The 22,375-nt window shown below is 66.1% G+C and carries 22 protein-coding genes; 17 read left to right on the top strand and 5 right to left on the bottom strand.

Annotated features, from left to right (window positions below):
- The first annotated feature begins 22 nt into the window (after nt 1–22).
- The 7 genes from pgi to AC07UK_RS07725 all read left to right on the top strand — a co-directional run bounded on the left by pgi (nt 23) and on the right by AC07UK_RS07725 (nt 7,419).
- Entirely contained in the window at nt 23–1,657 is a 1,635-nt protein-coding gene (gene pgi, locus AC07UK_RS07695) for a glucose-6-phosphate isomerase (protein WP_436223229.1), read from the top strand.
- A 28-nt stretch (nt 1,658–1,685) separates the two neighbouring features.
- The gene (locus AC07UK_RS07700; protein WP_436223228.1) at nt 1,686–2,597 is read left to right on the top strand and encodes a carbohydrate kinase family protein; all 912 of its coding nucleotides are present in this window, start codon (nt 1,686–1,688) and stop codon (nt 2,595–2,597) included.
- A 253-nt stretch (nt 2,598–2,850) separates the two neighbouring features.
- Complete coding sequence (locus tag AC07UK_RS07705) at nt 2,851–3,204, top strand: toxin-antitoxin system TumE family protein (protein ID WP_436223227.1); 354 nt, start codon at nt 2,851–2,853, stop codon at nt 3,202–3,204.
- Nucleotides 3,205–3,570: an HVO_A0114 family putative DNA-binding protein gene (locus AC07UK_RS07710; protein WP_436223226.1), complete on the top strand. Its 366-nt coding sequence runs from the start codon at nt 3,205–3,207 to the stop codon at nt 3,568–3,570.
- Nucleotides 3,571–3,874: 304 nt separating this feature from the next.
- Nucleotides 3,875–5,200, top strand: a complete 1,326-nt coding sequence (locus AC07UK_RS07715; protein WP_436223225.1) for an MFS transporter — start codon at nt 3,875–3,877, stop codon at nt 5,198–5,200.
- 1 nt (nt 5,201) lies between these two features.
- Nucleotides 5,202–6,440 (top strand): metal-dependent hydrolase family protein, encoded by a 1,239-nt coding sequence (locus AC07UK_RS07720; protein WP_436223224.1) that lies wholly within the window; start codon nt 5,202–5,204, stop codon nt 6,438–6,440.
- A gap of 73 nt (nt 6,441–6,513) precedes the next feature.
- Nucleotides 6,514–7,419: a LysR substrate-binding domain-containing protein gene (locus AC07UK_RS07725; protein ID WP_436223223.1), complete on the top strand. Its 906-nt coding sequence runs from the start codon at nt 6,514–6,516 to the stop codon at nt 7,417–7,419.
- 4 nt (nt 7,420–7,423) lie between these two features.
- Here the strand turns inward: AC07UK_RS07725 and AC07UK_RS07730 are convergent, their stop codons facing one another.
- From AC07UK_RS07730 to AC07UK_RS07745, 4 genes are all read right to left on the bottom strand, one after another.
- On the bottom strand, nt 7,424–8,395 hold the full coding sequence (locus tag AC07UK_RS07730) for a Bug family tripartite tricarboxylate transporter substrate binding protein (RefSeq protein ID WP_436223222.1): 972 nt from the start codon (nt 8,393–8,395) through the stop codon (nt 7,424–7,426).
- Nucleotides 8,396–8,618: 223 nt separating this feature from the next.
- A complete protein-coding gene (locus tag AC07UK_RS07735) occupies nt 8,619–9,065 on the bottom strand; it encodes a group I truncated hemoglobin (protein WP_436223221.1) in 447 nt (148 codons plus the stop codon).
- Between the two features lie 53 nt (nt 9,066–9,118).
- Nucleotides 9,119–9,316 (bottom strand): hypothetical protein, encoded by a 198-nt coding sequence (locus AC07UK_RS07740; protein ID WP_013953165.1) that lies wholly within the window; start codon nt 9,314–9,316, stop codon nt 9,119–9,121.
- Nucleotides 9,317–9,585: 269 nt separating this feature from the next.
- On the bottom strand, nt 9,586–10,296 hold the full coding sequence (locus AC07UK_RS07745; protein WP_436223220.1) for an SDR family oxidoreductase: 711 nt from the start codon (nt 10,294–10,296) through the stop codon (nt 9,586–9,588).
- Between the two features lie 156 nt (nt 10,297–10,452).
- On the opposite strand from AC07UK_RS07745, the gene AC07UK_RS07750 reads away from it, so the two are divergent.
- From AC07UK_RS07750 to AC07UK_RS07795, 10 genes are all read left to right on the top strand, one after another.
- Complete coding sequence (locus tag AC07UK_RS07750; RefSeq protein ID WP_436225282.1) at nt 10,453–10,923, top strand: SUF system Fe-S cluster assembly regulator; 471 nt, start codon at nt 10,453–10,455, stop codon at nt 10,921–10,923.
- 31 nt (nt 10,924–10,954) lie between these two features.
- Nucleotides 10,955–12,403 (top strand): Fe-S cluster assembly protein SufB, encoded by a 1,449-nt coding sequence (gene sufB, locus AC07UK_RS07755; RefSeq protein ID WP_436223219.1) that lies wholly within the window; start codon nt 10,955–10,957, stop codon nt 12,401–12,403.
- A gap of 53 nt (nt 12,404–12,456) precedes the next feature.
- Nucleotides 12,457–13,203 (top strand): Fe-S cluster assembly ATPase SufC, encoded by a 747-nt coding sequence (sufC, locus tag AC07UK_RS07760; protein ID WP_013953169.1) that lies wholly within the window; start codon nt 12,457–12,459, stop codon nt 13,201–13,203.
- On the top strand, nt 13,200–14,531 hold the full coding sequence (gene sufD, locus AC07UK_RS07765) for a Fe-S cluster assembly protein SufD (RefSeq protein WP_436223218.1): 1,332 nt from the start codon (nt 13,200–13,202) through the stop codon (nt 14,529–14,531). Before sufC ends, sufD begins: the two co-directional genes overlap by 4 nt.
- Complete coding sequence (locus AC07UK_RS07770; protein WP_494685578.1) at nt 14,528–15,796, top strand: SufS family cysteine desulfurase; 1,269 nt, start codon at nt 14,528–14,530, stop codon at nt 15,794–15,796. Before sufD ends, AC07UK_RS07770 begins: the two co-directional genes overlap by 4 nt.
- Nucleotides 15,796–16,242, top strand: a complete 447-nt coding sequence (sufU, locus tag AC07UK_RS07775; RefSeq protein ID WP_013953172.1) for a Fe-S cluster assembly sulfur transfer protein SufU — start codon at nt 15,796–15,798, stop codon at nt 16,240–16,242. Before AC07UK_RS07770 ends, sufU begins: the two co-directional genes overlap by 1 nt.
- Before the next feature lie 4 nt (nt 16,243–16,246).
- On the top strand, nt 16,247–16,615 hold the full coding sequence (locus AC07UK_RS07780; RefSeq protein WP_436223216.1) for an SUF system Fe-S cluster assembly protein: 369 nt from the start codon (nt 16,247–16,249) through the stop codon (nt 16,613–16,615).
- A 1-nt stretch (nt 16,616) separates the two neighbouring features.
- Complete coding sequence (locus AC07UK_RS07785; RefSeq protein ID WP_436223215.1) at nt 16,617–16,937, top strand: non-heme iron oxygenase ferredoxin subunit; 321 nt, start codon at nt 16,617–16,619, stop codon at nt 16,935–16,937.
- 152 nt (nt 16,938–17,089) lie between these two features.
- Nucleotides 17,090–20,557 carry an adenylate/guanylate cyclase domain-containing protein gene (locus AC07UK_RS07790; protein WP_494685579.1) on the top strand — a complete coding sequence of 1,156 codons (3,468 nt, stop codon included), beginning with the start codon at nt 17,090–17,092 and terminating at the stop codon, nt 20,555–20,557.
- Nucleotides 20,554–21,198 (top strand): HD domain-containing protein, encoded by a 645-nt coding sequence (locus tag AC07UK_RS07795; RefSeq protein WP_494685580.1) that lies wholly within the window; start codon nt 20,554–20,556, stop codon nt 21,196–21,198. The genes AC07UK_RS07790 and AC07UK_RS07795 overlap by 4 nt, the downstream gene beginning before the upstream one ends.
- On the opposite strand, the gene AC07UK_RS07800 is transcribed toward AC07UK_RS07795, so the two are convergent.
- Nucleotides 21,179–22,210: a patatin-like phospholipase family protein gene (locus AC07UK_RS07800; protein WP_436223212.1), complete on the bottom strand. Its 1,032-nt coding sequence runs from the start codon at nt 22,208–22,210 to the stop codon at nt 21,179–21,181. The two genes, AC07UK_RS07795 and AC07UK_RS07800, sit on opposite strands and share 20 nt — an antisense overlap.
- Between the last annotated feature and the right edge of the window lie 165 nt (nt 22,211–22,375).

Raw genomic sequence — 22,375 nt, forward strand, 5'->3', positions numbered from 1 at the left:
CACGTATTGCGGAGTACCTGAGATGACCACTTCCCTACCCGCCTGGCAAGCCCTGCGCGCGCACGCCGACACCCTGCGCGGCACCCATATGCGCGACTGGTTCGAAGGCCCCCGCGGCCCGCTGCGCGCCGAGCGCTTCACCGCCGAAGCCTGCGGCCTGACGCTGGACTACGCCAAGAACCGCATCACCGACGAAACGCTGGCGTTGCTGTTCACCCTGGCTGGCCAGGCGCGCGTGGCCGAGCGGCGCGACGCCATGTTCGGCGGCGAACCGGTCAACACCACCGAGCACCGCGCCGCACTGCATATCGCGCTGCGCGCCTATCCGGAGGATGGCTATCGCGCGCTCGGCGTGCCCGTGGGCGCTGACGTAGCCACGGTGCTGGCACAGATCGAGCGCTTTGCCAACGCGGTGCGCAGTGGTGCCTGGACCGGGTTCGATGGCCGCGCGATCACCGACGTCGTCAATATCGGCATCGGCGGCTCGGACCTGGGCCCGCGCATGGTCTGCCGCGCGCTGGGCGATGCACAAACCACCGGCCCGCGCATGCACTTTGTCGCCAATGTCGACGGCAGCGATCTGGCACGCACGCTGTCGGGGCTGGATGCCGCCACCACGCTGGTGATCGTCTGCTCCAAGACCTTCACCACGCTGGAAACCATGGCCAACGCCTGCACCGCGCGCGACTGGTTCCTGCAGCAAGGCGTGACCCGTGCGGGGCTGGCGCGCCATTTCGTGGCGGTGTCGACCAACCGCGATGCGGTGGCCGATTTCGGCATCGACCCGGCCAATATGTTCCCGTTCTGGGACTGGGTGGGCGGACGCTTCTCGCTGTGGTCCGCAGTGGGACTTTCGATCGCCGTGGCCATCGGCTTCGAGCGCTTCCGGCAATTGCTGGACGGCGCGCGCGCGATGGACCTGCATTTCGCCAGCGCACCGCCCGAGCGCAACCTGCCGATGATCCTGGGCCTGCTCGACGTCTGGTACCGCAGCTTCCTCGGTGCCGGCAGCCGCTGCGTGGCGCCCTACTGCGAGCCGCTTGAACTGCTGCCGGCCTTCCTGCAGCAACTGGAAATGGAAAGCAACGGCAAGTCCGTGCGGCTTGACGGCGGCGCGCTCGATGCGGGCTCGGCCGCTGTGGTATGGGGCACGACCGGCACCAACGGCCAGCACGCCTACTTCCAGATGATGCACCAGGGCTCGCAGCTGGTTCCGGTAGACTTCATCGCCACGCTGGAACCCGTGAGCGACTTGCCCGGCCACCATACCAAGCTGCTGGCCAACTGCTTTGCACAGGGCGAGGCGCTGCTGCGCGGGCGCACCGCCGACGAAGTGCGCGCCGAGGGCGTGCGCGACGAAGCGCTGGTGCCGCACCTGGTGTTCGAGGGCAACCGGCCCAGCAATACGCTGCTGCTGCAGCGGCTGGACCCGTACCACCTGGGCGCGCTGCTGGCGCTGTCGGAACACCGCACCTTCGTGCAGGGTGCGCTGTGGCAGATCAATTCGTTTGACCAGTGGGGCGTGGAACTCGGCAAGAAACTGGCCGCGCCGATCCAGCGCGAACTGGAAGGCACGGCCGGCGCCGCCGCGCATGATGCCTCGACCGCCGCACTGATCCGCCGTGCCCAGGCAGTGCGGGCAACGGCCGCAAGCTAACCCGCGGCAGACAACACAGGAGACTCCGATGTCCACGCCCCTTCCCCGCTATGTCGTGTTCGGCGAAGCCCTGACTGACATGGTCCGCCAGGCCGACGGCAGCTGGCTGGGCCTGCCCGGCGGCTCATGCTGGAACGTGGCGCGCGTGGGCGCCCGGCTGGGCATTGCGACCGCCTTTGCGGGAGCCGTCAGCCAGGACCTGTTCGGCGATGACCTGGCCCAGGCCAGCGCTGACGCCGGCCTGGACAGCCGCTTCCTGCAGCGGGTGGCGCGCTCGCCGTTCCTGGCCTTTGTCGCGTCACGCCATCCGCCGCAGTACTTCTTTGTCGGCGACGACAGCGCGGACCTGCATTTCGATCCGGCGCGCCTGCCAGAGGGCTGGCGCCAGGCGGCAGAGGTGATCCACTTCGGCTCCATCAGCCTGGTGCGCCAGCCGCTGGCGGCACGGCTGTGTGAAGAAGCCACGCTGGCCGCAACGGCGGGCAAGCGCATTGCCTTCGACCCCAACTTCCGGGACCTGATGCGCGCACCGGGCTACGCCAACGTCCTCGCACACATGCTGCGGCTGGCCAGCTACGTCAAGATCTCCGACGAAGACCTGGCCGGACTCTTTCCCGCGCTCGATACCGACGCGGCACTGGCACAGGTACGCGCCATGGCGCCCGATGCAACCGTCATGCTGACACGCGGCGCGCATGGCATGACGTTGCTCAAGGGCAGTATTGTCGTCGAGCAGCCCGCGCTCGCAGTTGATGTGGCCGACACCGTCGGCTGTGGCGATGCGGCGATGGGCGGCTGGATGGCCGGCGTGCTGTCCGGCGCGGCGGGCGACCTTGCCGCGCAGGCGCGGCTGGCTGCCGCCGCGGCGGCCATTGCTGCGACCCGGGCCGGCGCGTATCCGCCGCGGCGCGAGGAAGTGGAAGAATTACTGGCTGCCTGAAGGGCCGGCGACAGGAGCCGCAAGCGATCAGCAACGGGAAAGCCGGAGCCAGCAAGGAAAGCCCTTTGGGAAAGCTCTGAATATGCGCCAGATTTCCAGAAAATAACCTCCTCGTTACATTGTCGGTGGCAAAGTGATGTGCTAGCCAGACGGGCCTTGGCCACAGACAAACGTTGTTCGGGCGTCTTATGGACGTACGAAACTATGCAAGCGGTCGGGCTCGCCATACTTATCACACTGTGATAGCATACCTATGCGCGACCGTAGCCTCGACACACTATTGGACCTGGATGGGCTCCGCTTCGTCATAGATGACGAAAGCTTGCATTGGGTGAAAATCGTGGTGCGCACCTGCCCTGTCTCGCAGGAACGCCCTCACGGACTGAGGTATTCGCTGACACTGCATGACAGGATTGGCTGCCGTTTGCTTGGCTTTGACAATGCGCACGGCATCAATGAGGGATCCGGGCCAGGAGTGCGGACGCGCATTGAATACGACCACCAACACATGGCGGCGGGGGTTCGATTCTACGACTACCAGGATGCTTCCACCTTGCTGGAAGATTTCTGGACAGAGGTCGACACGATCCTGCAGCAAAAGGAGTGAATGATGAGCGGCAACCTCAAGATTGGCATCGCCTCACTGGAAGACTTCAAGGCCCGCACCATGGCGATCGCCCGCGGCAAACTCAAGCCCGGAAAGGATGAGCCCAAGGTCTGGTTTCAATCGCTGGACGTGCTGGCAAAGGTCCTGTCCCCTGCCAATCGCCAATTGCTTGCGCTGATCGCGGAAACGAATCCTGAATCGCTCGAAGAGCTGTCGCAGAAAACCGGACGGGCCGTGTCGAACCTGTCGCGGACACTCCGCACGATGGAGGGCTACGGCTTGATTCACTTTGAACAAGGGCCACGCCGCAAGCTTGCTCCGCGCGTTGACTACAGCGGCGTGGAGCTTGAGCTTGCCTTTCACTAACGTCCGCTGACATGGTTGGCTGCATGGCCGGCGCGCTTGCCACTACAGCAGGAACGCCGGCCGCAGCAGCTGCCCTGGCGGTGAGCGCCGCGAAACTGCTGCTCTTGAGCAGGCGGCAATGTCCGGGCGGCAAATACTCTCAACGACGCGATCCCCCCGAGCCATGCGCTACACGCATGCATTCATGCGGAGAATTCGCTACCGTTCGCTCCCGTCCTTCTCCTAACATCGGCTGCATCATCTGCCAGGCCGGCATGCGCATCAGCAGGCCCTTACCACGGCAGCTGTCAAAGAGGAGGAACCCATGCAAAACAGTGCTGCGCCCACGAGCGCGCCCTACACACCGGCAGCGCCAGCGGCGCCCGCCATCCAGCCCAGCCAGCGCCGCCGCGCCATCATCGCCACGGTGATCGGCAATGGCCTGGAATGGTTCGATTTCACCGTCTACAGCTTCTTCGCGGTCATCATCGCGAAGCTGTTCTTCCCCACCGGCAACGACCTCAGCTCGCTGCTGCTGGCCGTGGCCACCTTCGGCGTGGGCTTCTTCATGCGCCCGGTGGGCGGCATCGTGCTGGGTATCTACGCCGACCGCGTGGGCCGCAAGGCAGCACTGTCGCTGACCATCCTGCTGATGGCGCTGGGCACCACGCTGATCGGCATTGCGCCGACCTATGACCAGGTCGGCATCTTTGCCCCGCTGCTGATCGTGGTGGCGCGCCTGATGCAGGGCTTCTCCGCCGGCGGCGAGATGGGTGGCGCCACCGCCTTCCTGACCGAGTACGCCCCGGCGCGCCAGCGTGCCTACTACTCCAGCTGGATCCAGGCCAGCATCGGCGTGGCCGTGCTGCTGGGCGCGGCGGTGGGCACCTTCGTCACCAGTTCGCTGAGCACCGAGGCACTCAACAGCTGGGGCTGGCGCCTGCCGTTCCTGCTGGGCATCGTGATCGGCCCGGTGGGCTACTACATCCGCCACCACCTCGATGAAACCCCGACCTTCCGCGACAACGCCGAGCGCGCCGATTCACCGCTCAAGGAGATCGTGCAGGCCTACCCGCGCGAGACCCTGGCCAGCTTCTCGATGGTGATCCTGTGGACGGTGTGCACCTATGTGCTGCTGTTCTACATGCCGACCTACGCGGTCAAGGTGCTGAAGGTGCCACAGGCCGACGGCTTTATCGCCGGCATGGCTGGCGGCAGCGCCATCATGGTGTTCGCGCCGCTGGTGGGCCTGCTGGCAGACCGTATCGGCCGGCGCGTGCTGCTGAGCGGGTCGGCGCTGCTGATCCTGGTGCTGGCGTGGCCGATGTTCACCTTCATCAACCATGTACCGGGGCTGTCGTCGCTGCTGGTGTTCCAACTGGTGTTCGGCGTGCTGATCGCCACCTACACCGGCCCGATCCTGGCGGCTTTCTCCGAGCTGTTCCCGGCGCGCGTGCTGTCGACCGGCCTGTCGGTGGCCTACAACTTCGCGGTGACGATCTTCGGCGGCTTTGCCTCGTTCATCATCACCTGGCTGATCGCCACCACCGGCAGCAGCATGGCCCCGGCCATTTACGTGATGATCGCCGCCGCCATCAGCCTGGTCGGCACCCGCTTCGTGCGCGAACCTTCCTACCTGCAACAACGCTGACATGTCCCAGAGTCCCCAGATCCTTTTCCACGGCGGCGATGTGCTCGAACCCGGCACGGGCGAGCTGCTGCGCGGCCACGATGTCCTGGTTGAAGGCGAGCGCATTGCCGCGGTCGGCCCGGCGATCGATGCCCCCAACGCACAGCGCATCGACGCGCGCGGCAAGACCGTGATGCCCGGCCTGATCGACTGCCACGTGCACGTGCTGGCCTCGCTGGCCAACCTCGGCCTGAACGCGGTGCAGCCCAACGTGCTGGTGGCTATCCGCGCGCTGCCGATCATGCAGCGCATGCTGGAGCGCGGCTTCACCACCGTGCGCGATGCCGGCGGCGCCGACTGGGGCCTGTCGCAGGCGGTTGCCACCGGGCTGGTGCCGGGCCCGCGCATCTTTGCGTCGGGCAAGGCGCTGTCGCAGACCGGCGGCCATGGTGATTTCCGTCCGCGCTCGGATGTGCTGGAGCCCTGTTCGTGCGCCTTCCGCGCCGGTGCCATCGCGCGCGTGGTGGATGGCGTCGACGCGGTGCGCCTGGCCGTGCGCGAAGAAATCCAGAAAGGGGCCAGCCAGATCAAGATCATGGCCTCGGGCGGCGTGGCCTCGCCCACCGACCCGATCGGCAACACCCAGTACAGCGAAGACGAGATCCGCGCGATCGTGGCCGAAGCCGAAGCCGCACAGACCTATGTGATGGCCCACGCCTACACCGGCCGCGCTATCACCCGCGCGGTGCGCTGCGGCGTGCGCACCATCGAGCACGGCAACCTGGTCGACCGCGCTGCCGCCGACGAGATGCGCAAGCACGGCGCCTTCGTGGTGCCGACGCTGGTCACCTACGACGCGCTTGCGCGCGACGGTGCCCGCCTGGGCCTGCCGGCCGACTCGGTAGCCAAGATCGAGACCGTGCGCCAGGCCGGCCGCGACTCGCTGCGCATCTATGCCGATGCCGGCGTGCCGATGGGCTATGGCTCGGACTTGCTGGGCGAGATGCACGACCACCAGTCCGAAGAGTTCCGCATCCGCGCCGAGCTGCTCGGCAATCTGGAAGCGATCCGCTCGGCCACCTCGATCGCCGCCGCCATCCTGCAGCGCGACGGCGAGCTTGGCACCGTGCGCGCCGGCGCACTGGCCGACCTGTTGCTGGTCGACGGCAACCCGCTGGCCGATATCGGCCTGATCGCCGGCCAGGGCGAGCGCCTGAGCGTGGTGATGCAGGCCGGCCGCATCCACCGCCGCGAAGGCTGACCCGGGCGGCGCGCCCCTCCCGCTGGCCTGCACCGGCGGTCTATCATGGGGGCCTCTCTGACCGGAAGCCCCCATGCGCATTTCCCCGCTCCCGCCCCTGCCCAACCTGGTCGCGTTTGAAGCCGCGATGCGCCACGGCAGCTTCACCCGCGCCGCGGCCGAGCTGCACCTGACCCAAAGCGCGATCAGCCGCCAGGTGGCGCAGCTGGAACGCTTTCTCGGGCGCAAGCTCTTTATCCGCGAACCGCGCGCGCTGCGCCTGACCGTCAGCGGCCAGCGCTATGCCGAGGTGGTGCAGCGCCTGCTGGTGGGCTGCGCCGAAGCGACCGAAGACGTGATGAAGGTGCGCAGCCATACCGCCTTGACGGTGGCGTGCTCCAGCGGCGTGGCGGTGCTGTGGCTGACGCCGCGGCTTGCCTCGTTCCGCGAGGCGCACCCCGAGATCCAGCTGCGCCTGACCGTCAACGACAGCCTGGCGTCACTGTCGCCGGCGGAGTTCGATATCGGCATGTACTACCTGCGCGAGGGTCCGCCGCCCGGACTGGCGGCGCGACGGCTGTATGGCGAGGAAGTGTTCCCGGTGTGTGCGCCGGGCTACCTGAACGGCCGCACGCTGACCCCGACCGCGCTGGCCAATGAAACGCTGCTGATGCTCGACGACGGCCAGCGCCAGTGGATGTCCTGGCAGACCTGGCTGGCCAGCCAGGGCTTGCCCGATGCCACGCTGCGCAACGTGCTGACCTCCAACCAGTACCCGATCCTGCTGCAGCTGGCCATGGAAGGCCAGGGCATCGTGCTGGGCTGGCGCCATATGATCGACGCCTGCCTGCGCGAAGGCCTGCTGGTGCGCGCCAGCGACGCCAGCGCCAGCCTGGGCGGCGGCTACTACGTGGTGTGGCCGCGCGACCGGATGGAACCGGCCGCGGCGCGGGCGTTCCGCAGCTGGCTGGTGCGGCAGGCGACACCTGCACCAGCCTGAGCCCTCACGATCCCGCCTTGTAGTTCGTATCCTTGACGATCTTGACCCACCGCGCCGCATCCTCGGCAATGGTCGCGGCGAACTGCTCCGGCGTGCCACCCACCACCTCGTAGTCGATCGCTGCCAGGCGCTGCCTGATCTCGGGCTGCGCCAGGATGCGGTTCACTTCCTGGTTCAGCCGCGTGACGATCTCCTTGGGCGTGCCGGCCGGTGCCAGCAGCCCCGCCCAGGAATTGAAGGCCATGCCGTCATAGCCGGCCTCATGCATGGTCGGCACATCCGGCAGCGCGGGCGAGCGCTTGGACGCGAACACCGCCAGCGGGCGCAGCTTGCCGGCCTTGATCATCGCCATGCCGTTGAACGGGTCGATGGTCATGTCGACCTCGCCCGCCACCACCGCCTGCATCTGCGGCCCGGTGCCGCGGTAAGACACGCTGACAACGTCCGGCGTGCCCGCCGCGGACTTGAAGGTGGCGCCGATCAGCTCGATCATGCTGCTGCCGGCCGACAGGCTCAGCGGCTTGGTCTTCGACTTGGCCAGCGCCACGAACTCCTGCACGGTCTTGGCCGGCACCGACGGGTGGACCACCATCACGAAGCCGATATTGCTGATCTGCGAGATCGGCGCAAAGCTCTTCAGCGGCTCATAGCCCGCCTTGTACAGCACCGGGCTGAGGGTCTGCGCGCCGGCGCTGTTCAGCAGCAGCGTGTAGCCGTCCGGCGCCGCGCGCGCCACGATATCCGTGCCGATGATGCCGTTGGCGCCGGGGCGGTTTTCCACCACCACCGACTGCTTGAGCGCTTCGCCGAGCTTCTGCGAAATCAGCCGCGCCACCACGTCGGTGGCCCCGCCTGGCGCAAACGGCACCACCATGCGGATCGGCTTGCTGGGATAGGTGTCACTCCAGGCCAGCGCGGGCATCGCGCCCAGCACGGCGGCGCACAGCATCAGGCGGCGGCGCGAAAACGGCTTCATTCGGGGGGTCTCCTGGACGGCGGTTGTCGAAATCCGGCGCCGGCACGACGCGCGGCCATCAGGGGCCCGGTGCGTGCCGATATTCATATTTATGAATTGAATTTTACGCACATAAATTTCGACGTCAACTGAGGGTATGTGCTGACAGCCCTCCGGGGCGCATGGCCGAGGGCGTCGCAGCCCGGTCGTCAGTGGGCTGACGCGAGGGTGAGGGAAAGCAGGGTTATCGAGAGACGATATCCTTCCTCATTGGCCCTAGCATGCCGAGCAACTCTTTCTGTTCCTGAGGCGGCACCTTGAATTTGGCGAGCGACTTCACCAGGTCTTCCACCAGCGCATCAAACTCGCCATTGGTGATTCCCATGCCGGCATGGGCGGTCCTCATGTCACGCCCGGAGTAAGTGCATGGCCCCCCTGCGCCAGCACAAATCTGTTCAACCAGTCTCGTCTTCAGGCGCGGAATATTGGCCGTGGCGAACTTTGCATTGATGCGCGCGTCGGCAGCAACATTTCCAACAAAATCGTCGACGACCGCTGTAATCGCCTGGATGCCGCCAAGCCGCTCGTATAACGAAGGCATGGTTGGCTTCGGCTTGTCCGGCATGGCGCAACCGCCGAGTCCAATCAATGCGGCCAGCAGAACGCCGTACAGAGAAGGCGGAATGCGCATGGTTGTCTCCTGCCACGGGCGGGAAGGTATTCGAGGGGGACGGGGCAGCGGCCTTAGCGAAACCGCGCGACAGCCTTCAGAAGGGAATCGCCACGCTGGGTGAGGCGGGGACACGCTTGACCGGAAGGCTGGTTTTCCAGCGTGACAAATTGATGCGCGAGCAGCGTGTCAATCGCCATGGGGTCCAGTTCTTCCGGGTTCGGGGCTTGCTTGACCAGAATGAGTGCGGCAAATTCATGAGGACTCAGCACGTTCGTCTCCTGCGTCTTTTTGATTTACTGGGAAGCGTTGATGACTATCGTCGCGCCAGGCGCCTGGTCCATGCGGCGAATTGCCCCCCTCTGCAAGGTGCTTGACCACCGGGCGCGTACCGCGCGCGCCGGGAAAATTCATTCAATACCGCCCTATACGAATTATCAAGGCGTGACATGAATTTTTTAAGACAGTCTTCGGCAAATAGACGTCCACGCGCGACTTGATGTACAACGCCTTCGACGCGGCTGCCGCGAACCCGCCGGGCCTACCACGGAATCGGCTGGCGATCGCGGAAGAACCCGCCGGTGGGGCCATCGTCGGGCAGCGTTGCCAGCCAGATCACAGTGTCGATGCCCTGCTCCGGCGAGCGCGGCGCATCGGGGCCGCCCAGGTCGGTGCGACACCAGCCGGGGCACACCGAGTTGACCTTGACGCCGCTATCCGCCATCTCGGCGGCCAGGATGCGCGTGACGGCATTCAGCGCCGTTTTCGAGATTCGGTAGGCCGGCACGCCGCGGCCCATCTCCGCCAGCTGCCCCATGCCCGAAGCCAGGTTGACCACCCGGCCGGCGCGGCTGGCGCGCAGCAGTGGCGCCAACGCCTGGGTGGTCCGCAGCACGCCGAACAGATTGGTTTCCAGGGTGCGGCGCAGGGTCTCGAGCGGCAGTTCGAGCAGGCTGGTGCTGTAGTGATCGAGTGAAACACCAGCGTTGTTGATCAGCACGTCCACGCGACCGAAGCGTTCGGTCAGCCAGCCGGCCAGCGCGGCCGCCGAGCCTTCCTCCGTGACGTCAAGGGGACGGCATGCAATCGGATGGCCCGCAAGCCGGAGTTCTGTCTCAAGCGCCGCGAGGTCCGTCGGCTTGCGCGCCGTGGCGACGACCAGATGACCTTCAACTGTGGCCAGACGGCGCGTGGCTGCGCGGCCCAAGCCGCGGCTCGCGCCGGTGATGACGGTAATGGGTTGGTTGACCATGCCTGAGTCCTCGCCGCTCGCGCAGATAATCATCTATACACCGTCGCCTGCAACCTTGTGTCAGCGGATCCCCCGGATCCTGGCCTGATTTGGAACCCGGATGTCGGAACAAATGAGGACCGAATTGGTTCTAATTAGCAAATACTGGTGGCGACGATGCTCAGACTAAGCAAGCTGACTGACTATGGCACGGTGATCATGACGCACTTGGCGCGAGACCCGGGCCGAATCCATAGTGCCGCCGAGGTCGCCGCCGCGATCGGCGTCGCGGTACCGACGGCAAGCAAGATTCTGAAGATGCTGGCAAGACACAACTTGGTGGAGTCCATGCGCGGTGCCAATGGCGGCTATCTGCTGGCGCGACCGCCGGAACAGATCTCGATCGCACAGGTGATTGACGCCATGGAAGGTCCGGCCGGCATGACCGAGTGCAGTGTCGCCGCCGGCCTGTGTGCGCAGGAAGGCCTGTGCGCCATCCGCGCCAACTGGCAATCGATCAATCGAGTCATCTTTAGCGCACTGAATGGCGTAACGCTGGCAGATATGGCGCAACCGGTATTGCACCCGGTGGATATTGGCGCCTTGCGCGCCCGACGCACAAACGGGCCGCAAGCCGACATTCTGTGATTCAGGTGACAGTGGCAAGTGAAGGCAGATCATGGCAACCCCGGCACGCAAGCTCGACGAACTGATCAACCAGGGCTATAAGCATGGCTTCTACACGGCCGTGGAGACGGACACGGTACCGTGCGGGCTGGATGAGGACGTGATCCGCATGATCTCGGCCATCAAGGGCGAGCCGGAGTTCATGCGGGAGTGGCGTCTCAAGGCCTTCCGCCACTGGCTGACGATGTCCGAGCCGCACTGGGCAACGGTCAAGCACCCGCCCATCGACTACCAGGCGATCGCCTACTATTCAGCGCCGCACTCCCAGAAGGCGGGACCGAAGACGCTGGACGAGGTCGATCCGGAGTTGCTGCGTACCTACGAAAAGCTGGGCGTGCCACTGCATGAGCGTGAACTGCTGGCAGGCGTGGCGGTGGATGCGGTATTCGACAGCGTCTCGGTGGCCACCACCTTCAAGCAGAAACTGGGCGAACTCGGCATCATCTTCTGCTCGTTTTCCGAGGCGGTGCGGGAGCATCCGGCGCTGGTGCAGCAGTATCTCGGCTCGGTCGTGCCCTATACCGACAACTTCTTCGCCTCGCTCAACTCCGCCGTGTTCAGCGACGGCTCGTTCTGCTATATCCCGCCCGGGGTACGCTGTCCGATGGAGCTGTCGACCTACTTCCGCATCAATGCCAGCAACACCGGCCAGTTCGAACGCACCCTGATCATCGCCGACCAGGGCGCTTACGTCAGCTACCTGGAAGGCTGCACCGCGCCGATGCGCGACGAGAACCAGTTGCATGCCGCGGTGGTGGAGCTGATCGCGTTGGAAGACGCACAGATCAAGTACGCGACCGTGCAGAACTGGTATCCGGGCGACAAGGATGGCAAGGGCGGCATCTATAACTTCGTCACCAAGCGCGGTGACTGCCGCGGCGCGCGCTCGAAGATTTCGTGGACCCAGGTGGAGACCGGCTCCGCCATCACCTGGAAGTATCCGAGCGTGATCCTGCAGGGTGACGACTCGGTCGGCGAGTTCTATTCAGTCGCGCTGACCAACCACTACCAGCAGGCCGACACCGGGACCAAGATGACGCACCTCGGCAGGAACACCAGGAGCACCATCCTTTCCAAGGGCATCTCGGCCGGCCACGGCCAGAATGCTTATCGCGGGCTGGTGAAGATGGCCAGGAGCGCGGTCGGCGCACGCAACTACTCGCAGTGCGATTCGCTGCTGCTGGGCGACAAATGCGCCGCCCATACCTTCCCTTATATCGAGGTGAAGAACGCCACCGGCCAGGTCGAGCACGAGGCCTCCACGTCGCGCATTGGCGAGGACCAGTTGTTCTATTGCCAGAGCCGCGGGGTCAGCGCAGAGGATGCGGTTTCGATGATCGTGAACGGTTTTTGCAAGGAAGTATTCAAAGAGCTGCCGATGGAATTCGCGGTGGAAGCCCAGAAGCTGCTGGGCGTGAGCCTGGAAGGCAGTATCGGGTAAACGTGGCGCGCACGGCGCGCGCCGCAGGGCGCACTGGATGAAAGAAGCCGGCCATGCTTGAGATCCGCAAGCTGCATGTCAGCGTAGATGACAAGCCCATCCTGCACGGCATCGACCTCGCCGTGAAGGCCGGCGAGGTGCACGCCATCATGGGCCCGAACGGTTCGGGCAAGAGCACCCTGGCCCACGTACTGGCCGGGCGCGATCGCTTTACCGTGACAGAGGGCGAGGTCCTCTATGACGGCACCAGCCTGCTCGGCATGCCGCCGGAAGAGCGCGCCCGCGCTGGCATCTTCCTCGCCTTCCAGTATCCGGTGGAAATCCCCGGCGTCTCCAATATCTACCTGCTCAAGGCGGGGCTCAACGCGATCCGCAAGCACCGCGGGCAGCCAGCGCTGGACGCCATGGATTTTCTCGCCCTGGTCAAGGACAAGCTCCAGCTCATGGAAATGGACCAGGACCTGCTTTACCGATCGGTGAACGAAGGCTTCTCCGGCGGCGAGAAGAAGCGCAACGAGATCCTGCAGATGGCGGTGCTGGAGCCGCGGCTCGCCATTCTCGACGAGACCGACTCTGGCCTCGATATCGACGCGCTCAAGATCGTCGCCAGGGGCATCGAGGCCATGCGCAGCCCGCAACGCGCGATTGTGCTGGTCACGCACTACCAGCGCCTGCTCGATTACATCGTGCCGGATCAGGTTCACGTGCTTGCGCAAGGCCGCATCGCCAGGTCTGGCGGGCCCGAGCTGGCGCGCGAGCTGGAGCGGCACGGCTATGCCGGGATGGAGTCTTCAACATGAGCGCAAGCGGACTGGAGCACTATCTCGCCGAGTTCGCCCGCGTCGAGGCCGCACTGCCCGGCCGCCGCCTGGGCTGGCTTGCGCACGCGCGCCGGCAGGCGCTGGACTATTTCGCCCAGGCCGGGTTCCCCACGCTGCGCCAGGAGGACTGGAAATACACCAGCGTGGCCGCACTCGAGCGAAGCCGCTTTGCCGTGGCACTGCCGCAGGCCGGCGACGGCCTGGACGGCGCGGTGGCAGCGCAGATCGAGGCGCTCGCCCTGGCCAGCGCGCACCTGATGGTGTTTGTCAATGGCGTGCACCAGCCGCAATGGTCGCGCATTGGTGCCCTGCCTGCGGGCACGGAGCTGGCCAGCCTGGCCGCGACGCTGGAGCGCGCGCCGGACTGCCTGGAAGCGCTGTTCGTGCGTCGCGCTAACGACTACCCGTCCGGTTTCGCCGCCTTGAACATGGCGTTCATGACCGACGGTGCCTATATCCGCGTGGCGGCCGGAACCGTCCCGGAACAGCCAATCCACTTGCTGTTCCTCGCCACGGCTGGCGAGCTGGCAACCCATGCGCGCAACCTCGTGGTGGCGCAAGCCGGCAGCCAGGTCTGCATCGTGGAGCATCACGCGGGCCTGGATGGCCTGGCCTATTGCACCAATACCATCACCGACATCGTTGCCGAGCGCGATGCGCAGGTCGAACATCACAAGCTGCAGCAGGAGAGCCTCAAGGCCTTCCATATCGCCGGCGTGAACCTGGACCAGCGGCATGGTAGCCGCGTCGCCTCCAGTTCCTTTGCCCTGGGCGGCGCCCTGGCGCGGGTCGACATCGAAGTCGGGCTGAATGCCGAGCATACCGAGTGCTCGCTGGACGGGCTGTATATGACCGGCGGGCGGCAGCATATTGACCACCACACCCGCATCGACCACGCCAGCCCGCACAGCAAGAGTCGCGAGTTCTATAAGGGCGTGCTGGCGGGCGCCTCGCGCGCCGTCTTCAACGGCAAGGTGGTGGTGCATGCCGATGCCCAGCACAGCGACGCGCATCAGTCCAACCGCAACCTGCTGCTGTCCGACAACGCCGAGGTCGACACCAAGCCGCAACTGGAGATCTATGCCGACGACGTCAAATGCAGCCACGGCGCCACCGTAGGCCAGCTCGATCCCGAGCAGATCTACTACCTGCGCTCGCGCGGGATGGACGATGCCGAGGCGCGTGCCCTGCTCACCTTTGCCTTCGCCGAGGAGGTCGTCAGGCGGCTCGGCCCTGCCCCATTGCGCACGCGGCTGGAAACGCTTTTGCGCGGCCGGCTGCCGGAGCCCGTGAAGGAGCTGCCATGAGCACGCCTGCGCATGAACTGATGGCCGTGGAGCAAGCTTTGACGGTCGCCAGCCCGGAGGTAGAGCGGCTGCGGCAGGATTTCCCTATCCTGCGCCAGACCATCAACGGCAAGCCGCTGGTCTATCTGGACAACGCCGCCACCACCCAGAAGCCGCAAAGCGTGATCGATTCCGAAGCGCATTACTATGCCGCGCTCAACGCCAATATCCACCGCGGCGTGCATACCCTGAGCCAGCGCGCCACAGATGCCTATGAGGCCGCGCGCGACGCAGTGCGAGACTTGATCAACGCCGCCGGGCGCGAAGAAATCGTGTTCGTGCGCGGCACCACCGAGGCGATCAACCTGGTGGCGGCAACTTTCGGCCAGCGTCTGCGCCCGGGCGACGAGATCCTGATCAGCGCGATGGAGCACCATTCCAATATCGTGCCGTGGCAACTGGCGTGCCAGCGCACCGGCGCCTTGCTGCAGGTGGCGCCGATCAACGATGCCGGCGAGCTGATGCTGGAGCAGTTCGCGCAATTGCTCGGCCCGCGCACCAGGCTGGTCGCGCTGACGCACCTCTCCAACGCGCTTGGCACCATCAACCCTGTGCGACACATCATCGAGCTGGCGCATTTCCATGGCATCCCGGTGCTGATCGATGGCGCCCAGGCCGTGCCGCACCTCAAGGTCGACGTGCAGGCCCTCGATTGCGATTTCTACGCGTTCTCCGGGCACAAGCTTTACGGCCCCACCGGCGTCGGCGTGCTCTACGGCAAGGCCGCGCTGCTCGATGCCATGCCGCCTTACCAGGGCGGCGGGGACATGATTCGCGAGGTCACGTTCCGCAAGACCACCTACAACGAGCTTCCCTACAAGTTCGAGGCCGGCACCCCCAATATCGCCGGCGTCATCGCCCTTGGCGCCGCCATCGGGTACGTGCGCGCGGTCGGCCTGGAAGCCATCGCCGCCCACGAGCACGCGCTGCTCGCCTACGCCGGCGCTCAGGCAGCGAGGATCGCCGGCCTGCGCATGATCGGCACAGCTGCCGACAGGGCGAGCATCCTCTCGTTCACCCTGGACGGCATCCATCCGCACGATGTCGGCACCATCCTCGATCAGCACGGCGTGGCGGTCCGTGCCGGCCACCATTGCGCCATGCCGGTGATGGAGCGCTTCGGCGTGCCTGCCACGGTGCGGGCTTCCTTCGCGTTGTACAACACGCGTGAAGAAGTGGATGCACTGTTTGCTGCCGTGCGCGCGGCACAGGAGGTATTCGCCTGATGTCTGACCTGCGCAACCTCTACCAGGAAGTGGTTGTCGACCACAGCCGCTCGCCGCGCAATTTCGGGCGGCTGGCGGCAGCGAACCGCAGCGCCGAGGGCTTCAACCCGCTGTGCGGCGACCGGTTGACGCTGTACCTGAGAATCCGCGACGGGGTGATCGAGGACGCCAGCTTCGAGGGCTCGGGCTGCGCCATCTCCACCGCCTCGGCCTCGCTGATGACAGAAGCGCTCAAAGGCAAGACCGAGGCGCAGGCGCGGGTTCTGTTCTCCGGCTTCCACGCGCTGGTGACCGGAGCGCCGGGGCAGGCCGAGGTGCCGATGGGAAAGCTGGAGGTCCTGGCCGGCGTGCGCGAGTTCCCGGCACGCGTGAAGTGCGCCACCCTGGCGTGGCATACCATGCAAGCCGCTTTGGAGAACAGCGCCAGGCCGGTCTCAACGGAGTAAAACCATGAGCATGATCGATTGGCTGCACAAGGCCAGGGAACACGAAGACAGGTTCGAGCCTGAGCCGGACAGCCTCGAGGGGCGGGTGATAGCGGCCTTGCGCACGGTGTACGACCCCGAGATCCCGGTCAATATCTACGACCTTGGCCTGATCTACCAGCTATCGGTGGACGAAGACAGTGGCAAGGTGGGCATCCGCATGACGCTGACCGCACCGGGCTGCCCGGTGGCGCAGACCTTCCCTGGCGTGGTGGAGGGCGCCGTGATGGAAGCCAGCGGGGTGGAAGAAGTCGAGGTGGAACTGGTGTGGGACCCGCCCTGGTCGAGAGAACGGATGAGCGAGGCGGCACGCCTGGAACTGGGGCTGCTCTGAAATGAGCGATTGGATCGATGTCGCCCAAGCCCAGGACTTCGCGCCCGGCACTTGCCGCAGCGTCGATGTCGATGGCGTCCAGGTCGCGGTATTCAATGTGGATGGCAATTACTTCGCCATCGAGGACCTCTGCTCGCATGAGGCCGAGCCGCTTTGCGGCGGCGACGTGGAAGGCCAGGAAGTCGTCTGCCCGCGCCACGGCTCGCACTTTTCCCTGCTGACGGGCGAGGCGCTGTCCCCGCCCGCCTACGAACCGGTGGCGACGTTCCCGGTCCGGGTGGCGGACGGCAAGGTGCAGGTCAGGGACGAGCGCGGGGAATAGGCGTACATCCCGAGTCGGTGCAAGATCAGTCACTTGGCCTGGAGCAATCTGGACGCACTGTCATCAGGCAGCACCGCCTTGCCATCCCCGTCGATCCCACCTCTAATAGTCTTGAGTACCGTCCAGGCGACCAACGACGGCCAGGAGGCGAAATGCGCTGCACCAGTTGCGGTTTCGCGAACCTTGCGGGAGCCAACTTCTGTGAGGCATGCGGGGCAAGGCTTGGCCGAGCCTGCCCACAGTGTGGCGAAGAGGCCACTGCAGCCGCGAAGTTCTGCCGCGCTTGCGGCTTTGCGCTGTCCGACGCCCCTGCCAGCACTGCTTCCACGCCAGTGCTGCCTGCGGCCACGGCCCCGGTCCTCTACACGCCGCCCCACCTTGCCGGGCGCATCCTGGCCGAGCAGGCTGCAATGGAGGCCAGGGGCGAGACTGCCGGCGAGCGCAAGACCATCACCGCGCTGTTTGCCGACATGGCGGGCTCGACCGCGCTGACGCAGGACCTGGACCCCGAAGACGCGCGCCGGCTGATTGACCCCGTGGTGACGCTGATGATGGAAGCCGTCCACCACTATGAGGGCTATGTGGCCAAGTTCCTCGGCGACGGCATCCTGGCGCTGTTCGGCGCGCCGATTGCCCACGAGGACCATGCCTTGCGCGCGCTCTACGCGGCGCTGCGCATGCAGGACGCGATGCATCGCCACAGCGACCGCGTGCGGCTGGAGCAAGGCATCCCGCTGCAGATCCGGATCGGCGTCCACACCGGCGAAGTCGTGGTGCGCTCGATCCGCAAGGATGACCTGCATACCGACTACGATCCGGTCGGGCACACCATCCATATCGCTTCGCGCATGGAGGGTATTGCCACGCCGGCGTCGATCCTGGTCAGCGAATCGACCCACAGGCTCACCGAAGGCTATTTCGAGTTCACGGCGCTGGGGACCACCCATGTCAAGGGCGTGCGCGACCCGCTCGCGGTGTATGAGGTGGTTGGCCTGGGGGCCTTGCGCACGCGCCTGCAGGTGGCGGCGCACCGCGGCCTGGCCAGGTTTGTCGGGCGCCAGGATGAGCTGGCGCACTTGCACGCGGCGCTGGAGCAGGCCAAGGCGGGTCACGGGCGCATTGTTTCTGTGGTCGGCGAAGCGGGGGTCGGCAAGTCCCGGCTGTTCCATGAATTCAAGGTCAGGTCGCAGCAGGGCTGCCTGGCGCTGGAAACCTTTTCGGTCTCGCACGGCAAGGCTTTTGCCTACCTGCCGCTGATCGAGATGCTGAAGAGCTATTTCCAGATCACGGCGCAGGACGGCGACCGCAGCTGCCGCGAAAAGGTGACCGGCAGGCTGCTGACGCTGGACCGTTCGCTGGAAGAGCACCTGCCCTACCTGCTCTACCTGCTCGGCACCATTGAGCCTGACTCGCCGTTGCCGACCATGGACCCGACCATCCGGCGCCAGCGCACCTTCGACGCCATTGCGCGGCTGCTGGTCCGGGAAAGCCTCAACCAGCCACTGGAAGTCATTTTCGAAGACCTGCAATGGCTGGACGGTGAGACCGAGGCGTTCCTCAACATGCTGATCGACCATGTACCCGGCGCGCGGATCCTGCTGCTGGTGAACTACCGGCCGGAGTACAGCCATCACTGGAAGGCGGACGGGCATTATTCGCAGCTGCAGCTGCAGCCGCTGGGGCAGGCGGAGGCGCAGGAACTGCTGACCGCGCTGCTCGGGGACGACCGCAGCCTGGTGCCGCTGAAGCGGCTGATCCTCGACAAGACCGAAGGCAACCCCTTCTTCATGGAGGAAGTGGTCCAGACCCTGGCCGAGGAAGGCACGCTGCTCGGCCAGCCCGGCTGCTACCGCATCGAGACCGCGCCGGCCCTGCTCCATATCCCCACCACCGTGCAAGGCGTGCTGGCCGCCCGTATCGATCGGCTGCCGCTGGCCCAGAAGGAGCTGTTGCAGACGCTGGCCGTGATCGGCAAGGAGTTCCCGCTGAGCCTGGTCCTGCGCGTGACCGGCTTGCCGGAAGACCACTTGCATCCGCTGCTGGCCGACCTGCAGGCTGCGGATTTCGTCTACGAACGTCCGGCGTTCCCCGAGGTCGAGTACGCCTTCAAGCACGCGCTGACCCAGGAGGTGGCGGGCAGCTCGCTGCTCACCGAGCGGCGCAGCGCCTTGCATGAAAGCTCCGCCCAGGCCATCGAGGCGCTCTTCCATGGCCGGCTCAAGGACTACTGCAGCGAACTGGCGCACCACTACAGCCTCAGCGGCAACATCCCGAAGGCGGTCGAGTACCTGCACTGCGCCGGCCAGCAGGCACTGCTGCGCTCCGCGCAGGCCGAAGCGATCCGGCACCTGAGCACCGCCATCGACCTGATCAAGCGGCAACCCGACAGTGCCGAGCGCGCGCGCCAGGAACTGACGCTGCTGCTTGCGCTCGGGCCCGCGCTGATTGCGGCCCGGGGCCAGGCATCGCCCGAAGTGGAGGGCAATTACCGGCGGGCGCTGGCCTTGTGCGAGCAAGGCCAGCAGACGCCCTACCTGTTCTCGGCACAACTGGGGTTGTGGGCGTTCTATCAGCTGCGTGCGCAATACCAGGTCTCGCTGCCTTTGGGCAAGCGGCTGCTTGCGCTGGCCATGAAGTCGCAGAAGCCCAAGCAACTGGCGGAGGGCCATCGCGCGATTGGCGCCACGCTGTTCCGCCTTGGCATGCTGGACGCTGCGCGCAAGCACGTGGAGGCGGTGCTCGCGGTGCCGCATCCTGAGCAACCCGCGTACGACTTCCTGACCGGCTACGGGCGCGACCCGGCCGTCCACGCCACCAGTACGCTGGGCTGGATCCTGTGGTACCAGGGGTTGGCGGACCAGGCACTGGCGCGCTGCCAGGAGTCGCTGGCCATGGCGCGGGCCCGGCCGGATGCATACAACCTTGCGCTGTGCCTGGTATTTGCCGCGGAACAGCATCGATGCCGGCACGAAGTCCGGCTGACACAGGAGTATGCCGAAGCCGCCATCGCCATCTCGGGCGAACAGGGTTTTCCGATCTACCTGTCGTGGGGCACCGTCCTGCAGGGCTGGGCGATGGCGGAGCTGGGCAGTCACCAGGAAGGCGTTGCGCTGACGCGCCAGGGCGTAGCCGCCTATGAGGCCACCGGCGGCAGACTGGGCATGCCGAACCTCCTGGCCCTGGTTGCAGAGGCCTGCGGCAGGGCAGGCCAGACCACCGCCGCGCTGGACGTGCTCACGCAGGCACAGGCGCTGGTGGAAGAGACCGGAGAGCGGCTCGATGAGTCAACCGTGTACCGGCTGCGCGCCGAGATGCTGCTGCAGCTGTCGGCAGAGCACCCCGCGCCGCCAGCCGCGCAGGAGGAAGCCGAGGCCTGCTTGCACCGGGCCATCACGGTCGCCCACGAACAACGTGCAAAGCCGCTGGAACTGCAGGCCACCCTGAGCCTGGCCCGGCTGTGGCGTCAACAAGGCAAGGGCGACGCGGCGCGTGAAGCGCTGGCCCGGATCCATGGCAGCTTCAGCGAGGGCACCGATACCGCGGACTGGCGGGAGGCCCAGGCGCTGCTCGAAGCGCTGGCCGCCGACCAGACCAATACCACGGAGCGCCCGCACGCATGACCCCGACGCCAGGCCTCCCCCTGCAAGACCGCTTTGTCGCCCTGTGGACACGTGCGGGCGGCACGCGCGCGGCCGACGTCTATGCCGATCTCGCCCGTTGCTACGGTGAACCGACGCGGCACTACCACACCCTCGACCATGTCCGCCGCTGCCTGCACGACCTGGACTGGGCGCGCAGCGCGATACCGGATACCGACGAGGTGGAACTGGCGCTCTGGTGCCACGACGTCATCTACGTGCCCGGCGCCACGGACAACGAGCAACGCAGCGCCGAATGGTTGCGCCATTGGGCAGGCGGCACCATCGCCGCCGCCGCGCGCGTGGCCGCCCTTATCCTGGAAACCACCCACGCCGAAGTGCCGGCAAGCCTGGCCGGCCGCTTCACCGCCGATATCGACCTGGCGGCGCTGGGCTGCAGCCGCGCGCGCTTCCAGGAAAATGGCGCCAACCTGCGGGCCGAACGCACCGACCTGGACGACGCCGCCTATGACGCCGCCGAGCGCGCCTTCCTGGGTGCGCTGCTGGCCAGCCCACGCATCTACACCACCGAGCTGTTCCAGGCGCGCTACGAGGCGCAGGCACGCGCCAACCTGACGTGGCGGCTGGCGCAGCCGGTCCGGCCTACAGGAACTCTCCGCTGATATCGATGCTGGAGCGCCGGCCCACGCTGTCGTAGTGCTGCTCCAGCCACCGGCTCGCTTCTTCCCGGCCCTTGTCGCGCAGCGAGCACAGGAAGTCCCAGTCGGCGTTGTACTTGGTGGAGACCCCCAGCGCGGCCATGGTCTGGTCCGAGCGGATCGAGTGGATCCACATCTCCTTCATCTCCGTGCGGTCGACCTTGCCCTGCTGGATCAGCGACGTGACGAAGGCAATGGCGCGCATCTCGCGCATCAGCGACGAGTTGAAGCTGACCTCATTGACGCGGTTCAGGATATCCGCGGCCGTGGTCGGCACACCGTGGCGCACGATCGGGTTGATATGGACGATCACGACATCGTGGGTCTGGCAGTGATAGATCAGCGGAAAGATCGCCGGGTTGCCGACATAGCCGCCATCCCAGTAGTGCTGGCCGTCGATGCTGACCGCCTGGAACAGCGTAGGCACGCAGGCCGAGGCCAGCACAGCGTCGATGCTGAGTTCCTCGGGCGGGAAGATGCGTATCCGGCTGGTCTCGATATTGGTCGCACACAGGTACAGCTGGATCGGGCAATGCTCGCGCAGTGCCGCAAAGTCGACCTGGCTGCCAAGCACTTCGCGCAGCGGATTCAGGTTATTGGGATTGAACTGGTACGGCGACAGCAGGCGCAGCGCGATGTCGGCCATCGCATACATCGGGGAATGGTTCAGGCCCAGCGTATGGCTGCTTTTGAACCAGGGCAGCCACCGGAACGGGTTGTAGCGCTGCGCCGAGTACGCGATCGCCTTCCAGAAATCATGCAAGGCCAGGCGTGCGCCGTCACTGCCGCCCTGCAGCAGCCCGTAGGCCAGCACCGTGGCGTTCATGGCCCCGGCGCTCGTGGCGCTGACGCCTTCGATCGCCAGCCTGCCATCCTCCAGCAGCCGGTCGAGCACGCCCCAGGTAAAGGCGCCATGCATGCCGCCGCCCTGCAGGGCGAGCGCCACAGGCTTGGGTTGTGCAGGCTCTGGCTGCATGCGTTCTTCCCTTCAGCGGCGGCAACCCGCCATGATCAAGTGTAGGGAAGAACTGTGCGTGCAGCGTAGTGCCGGACGCGCGCAGTGGCACACACCACGCATGCCCTGGCCAGGGGACGATACGCTGGCGCACAAGGCAACTGAGCCAGGCAGCGGCCAGGTACT

The sequence above is a fragment of the Cupriavidus sp. GW821-FHT07C08 genome, from assembly GCF_059419025.1.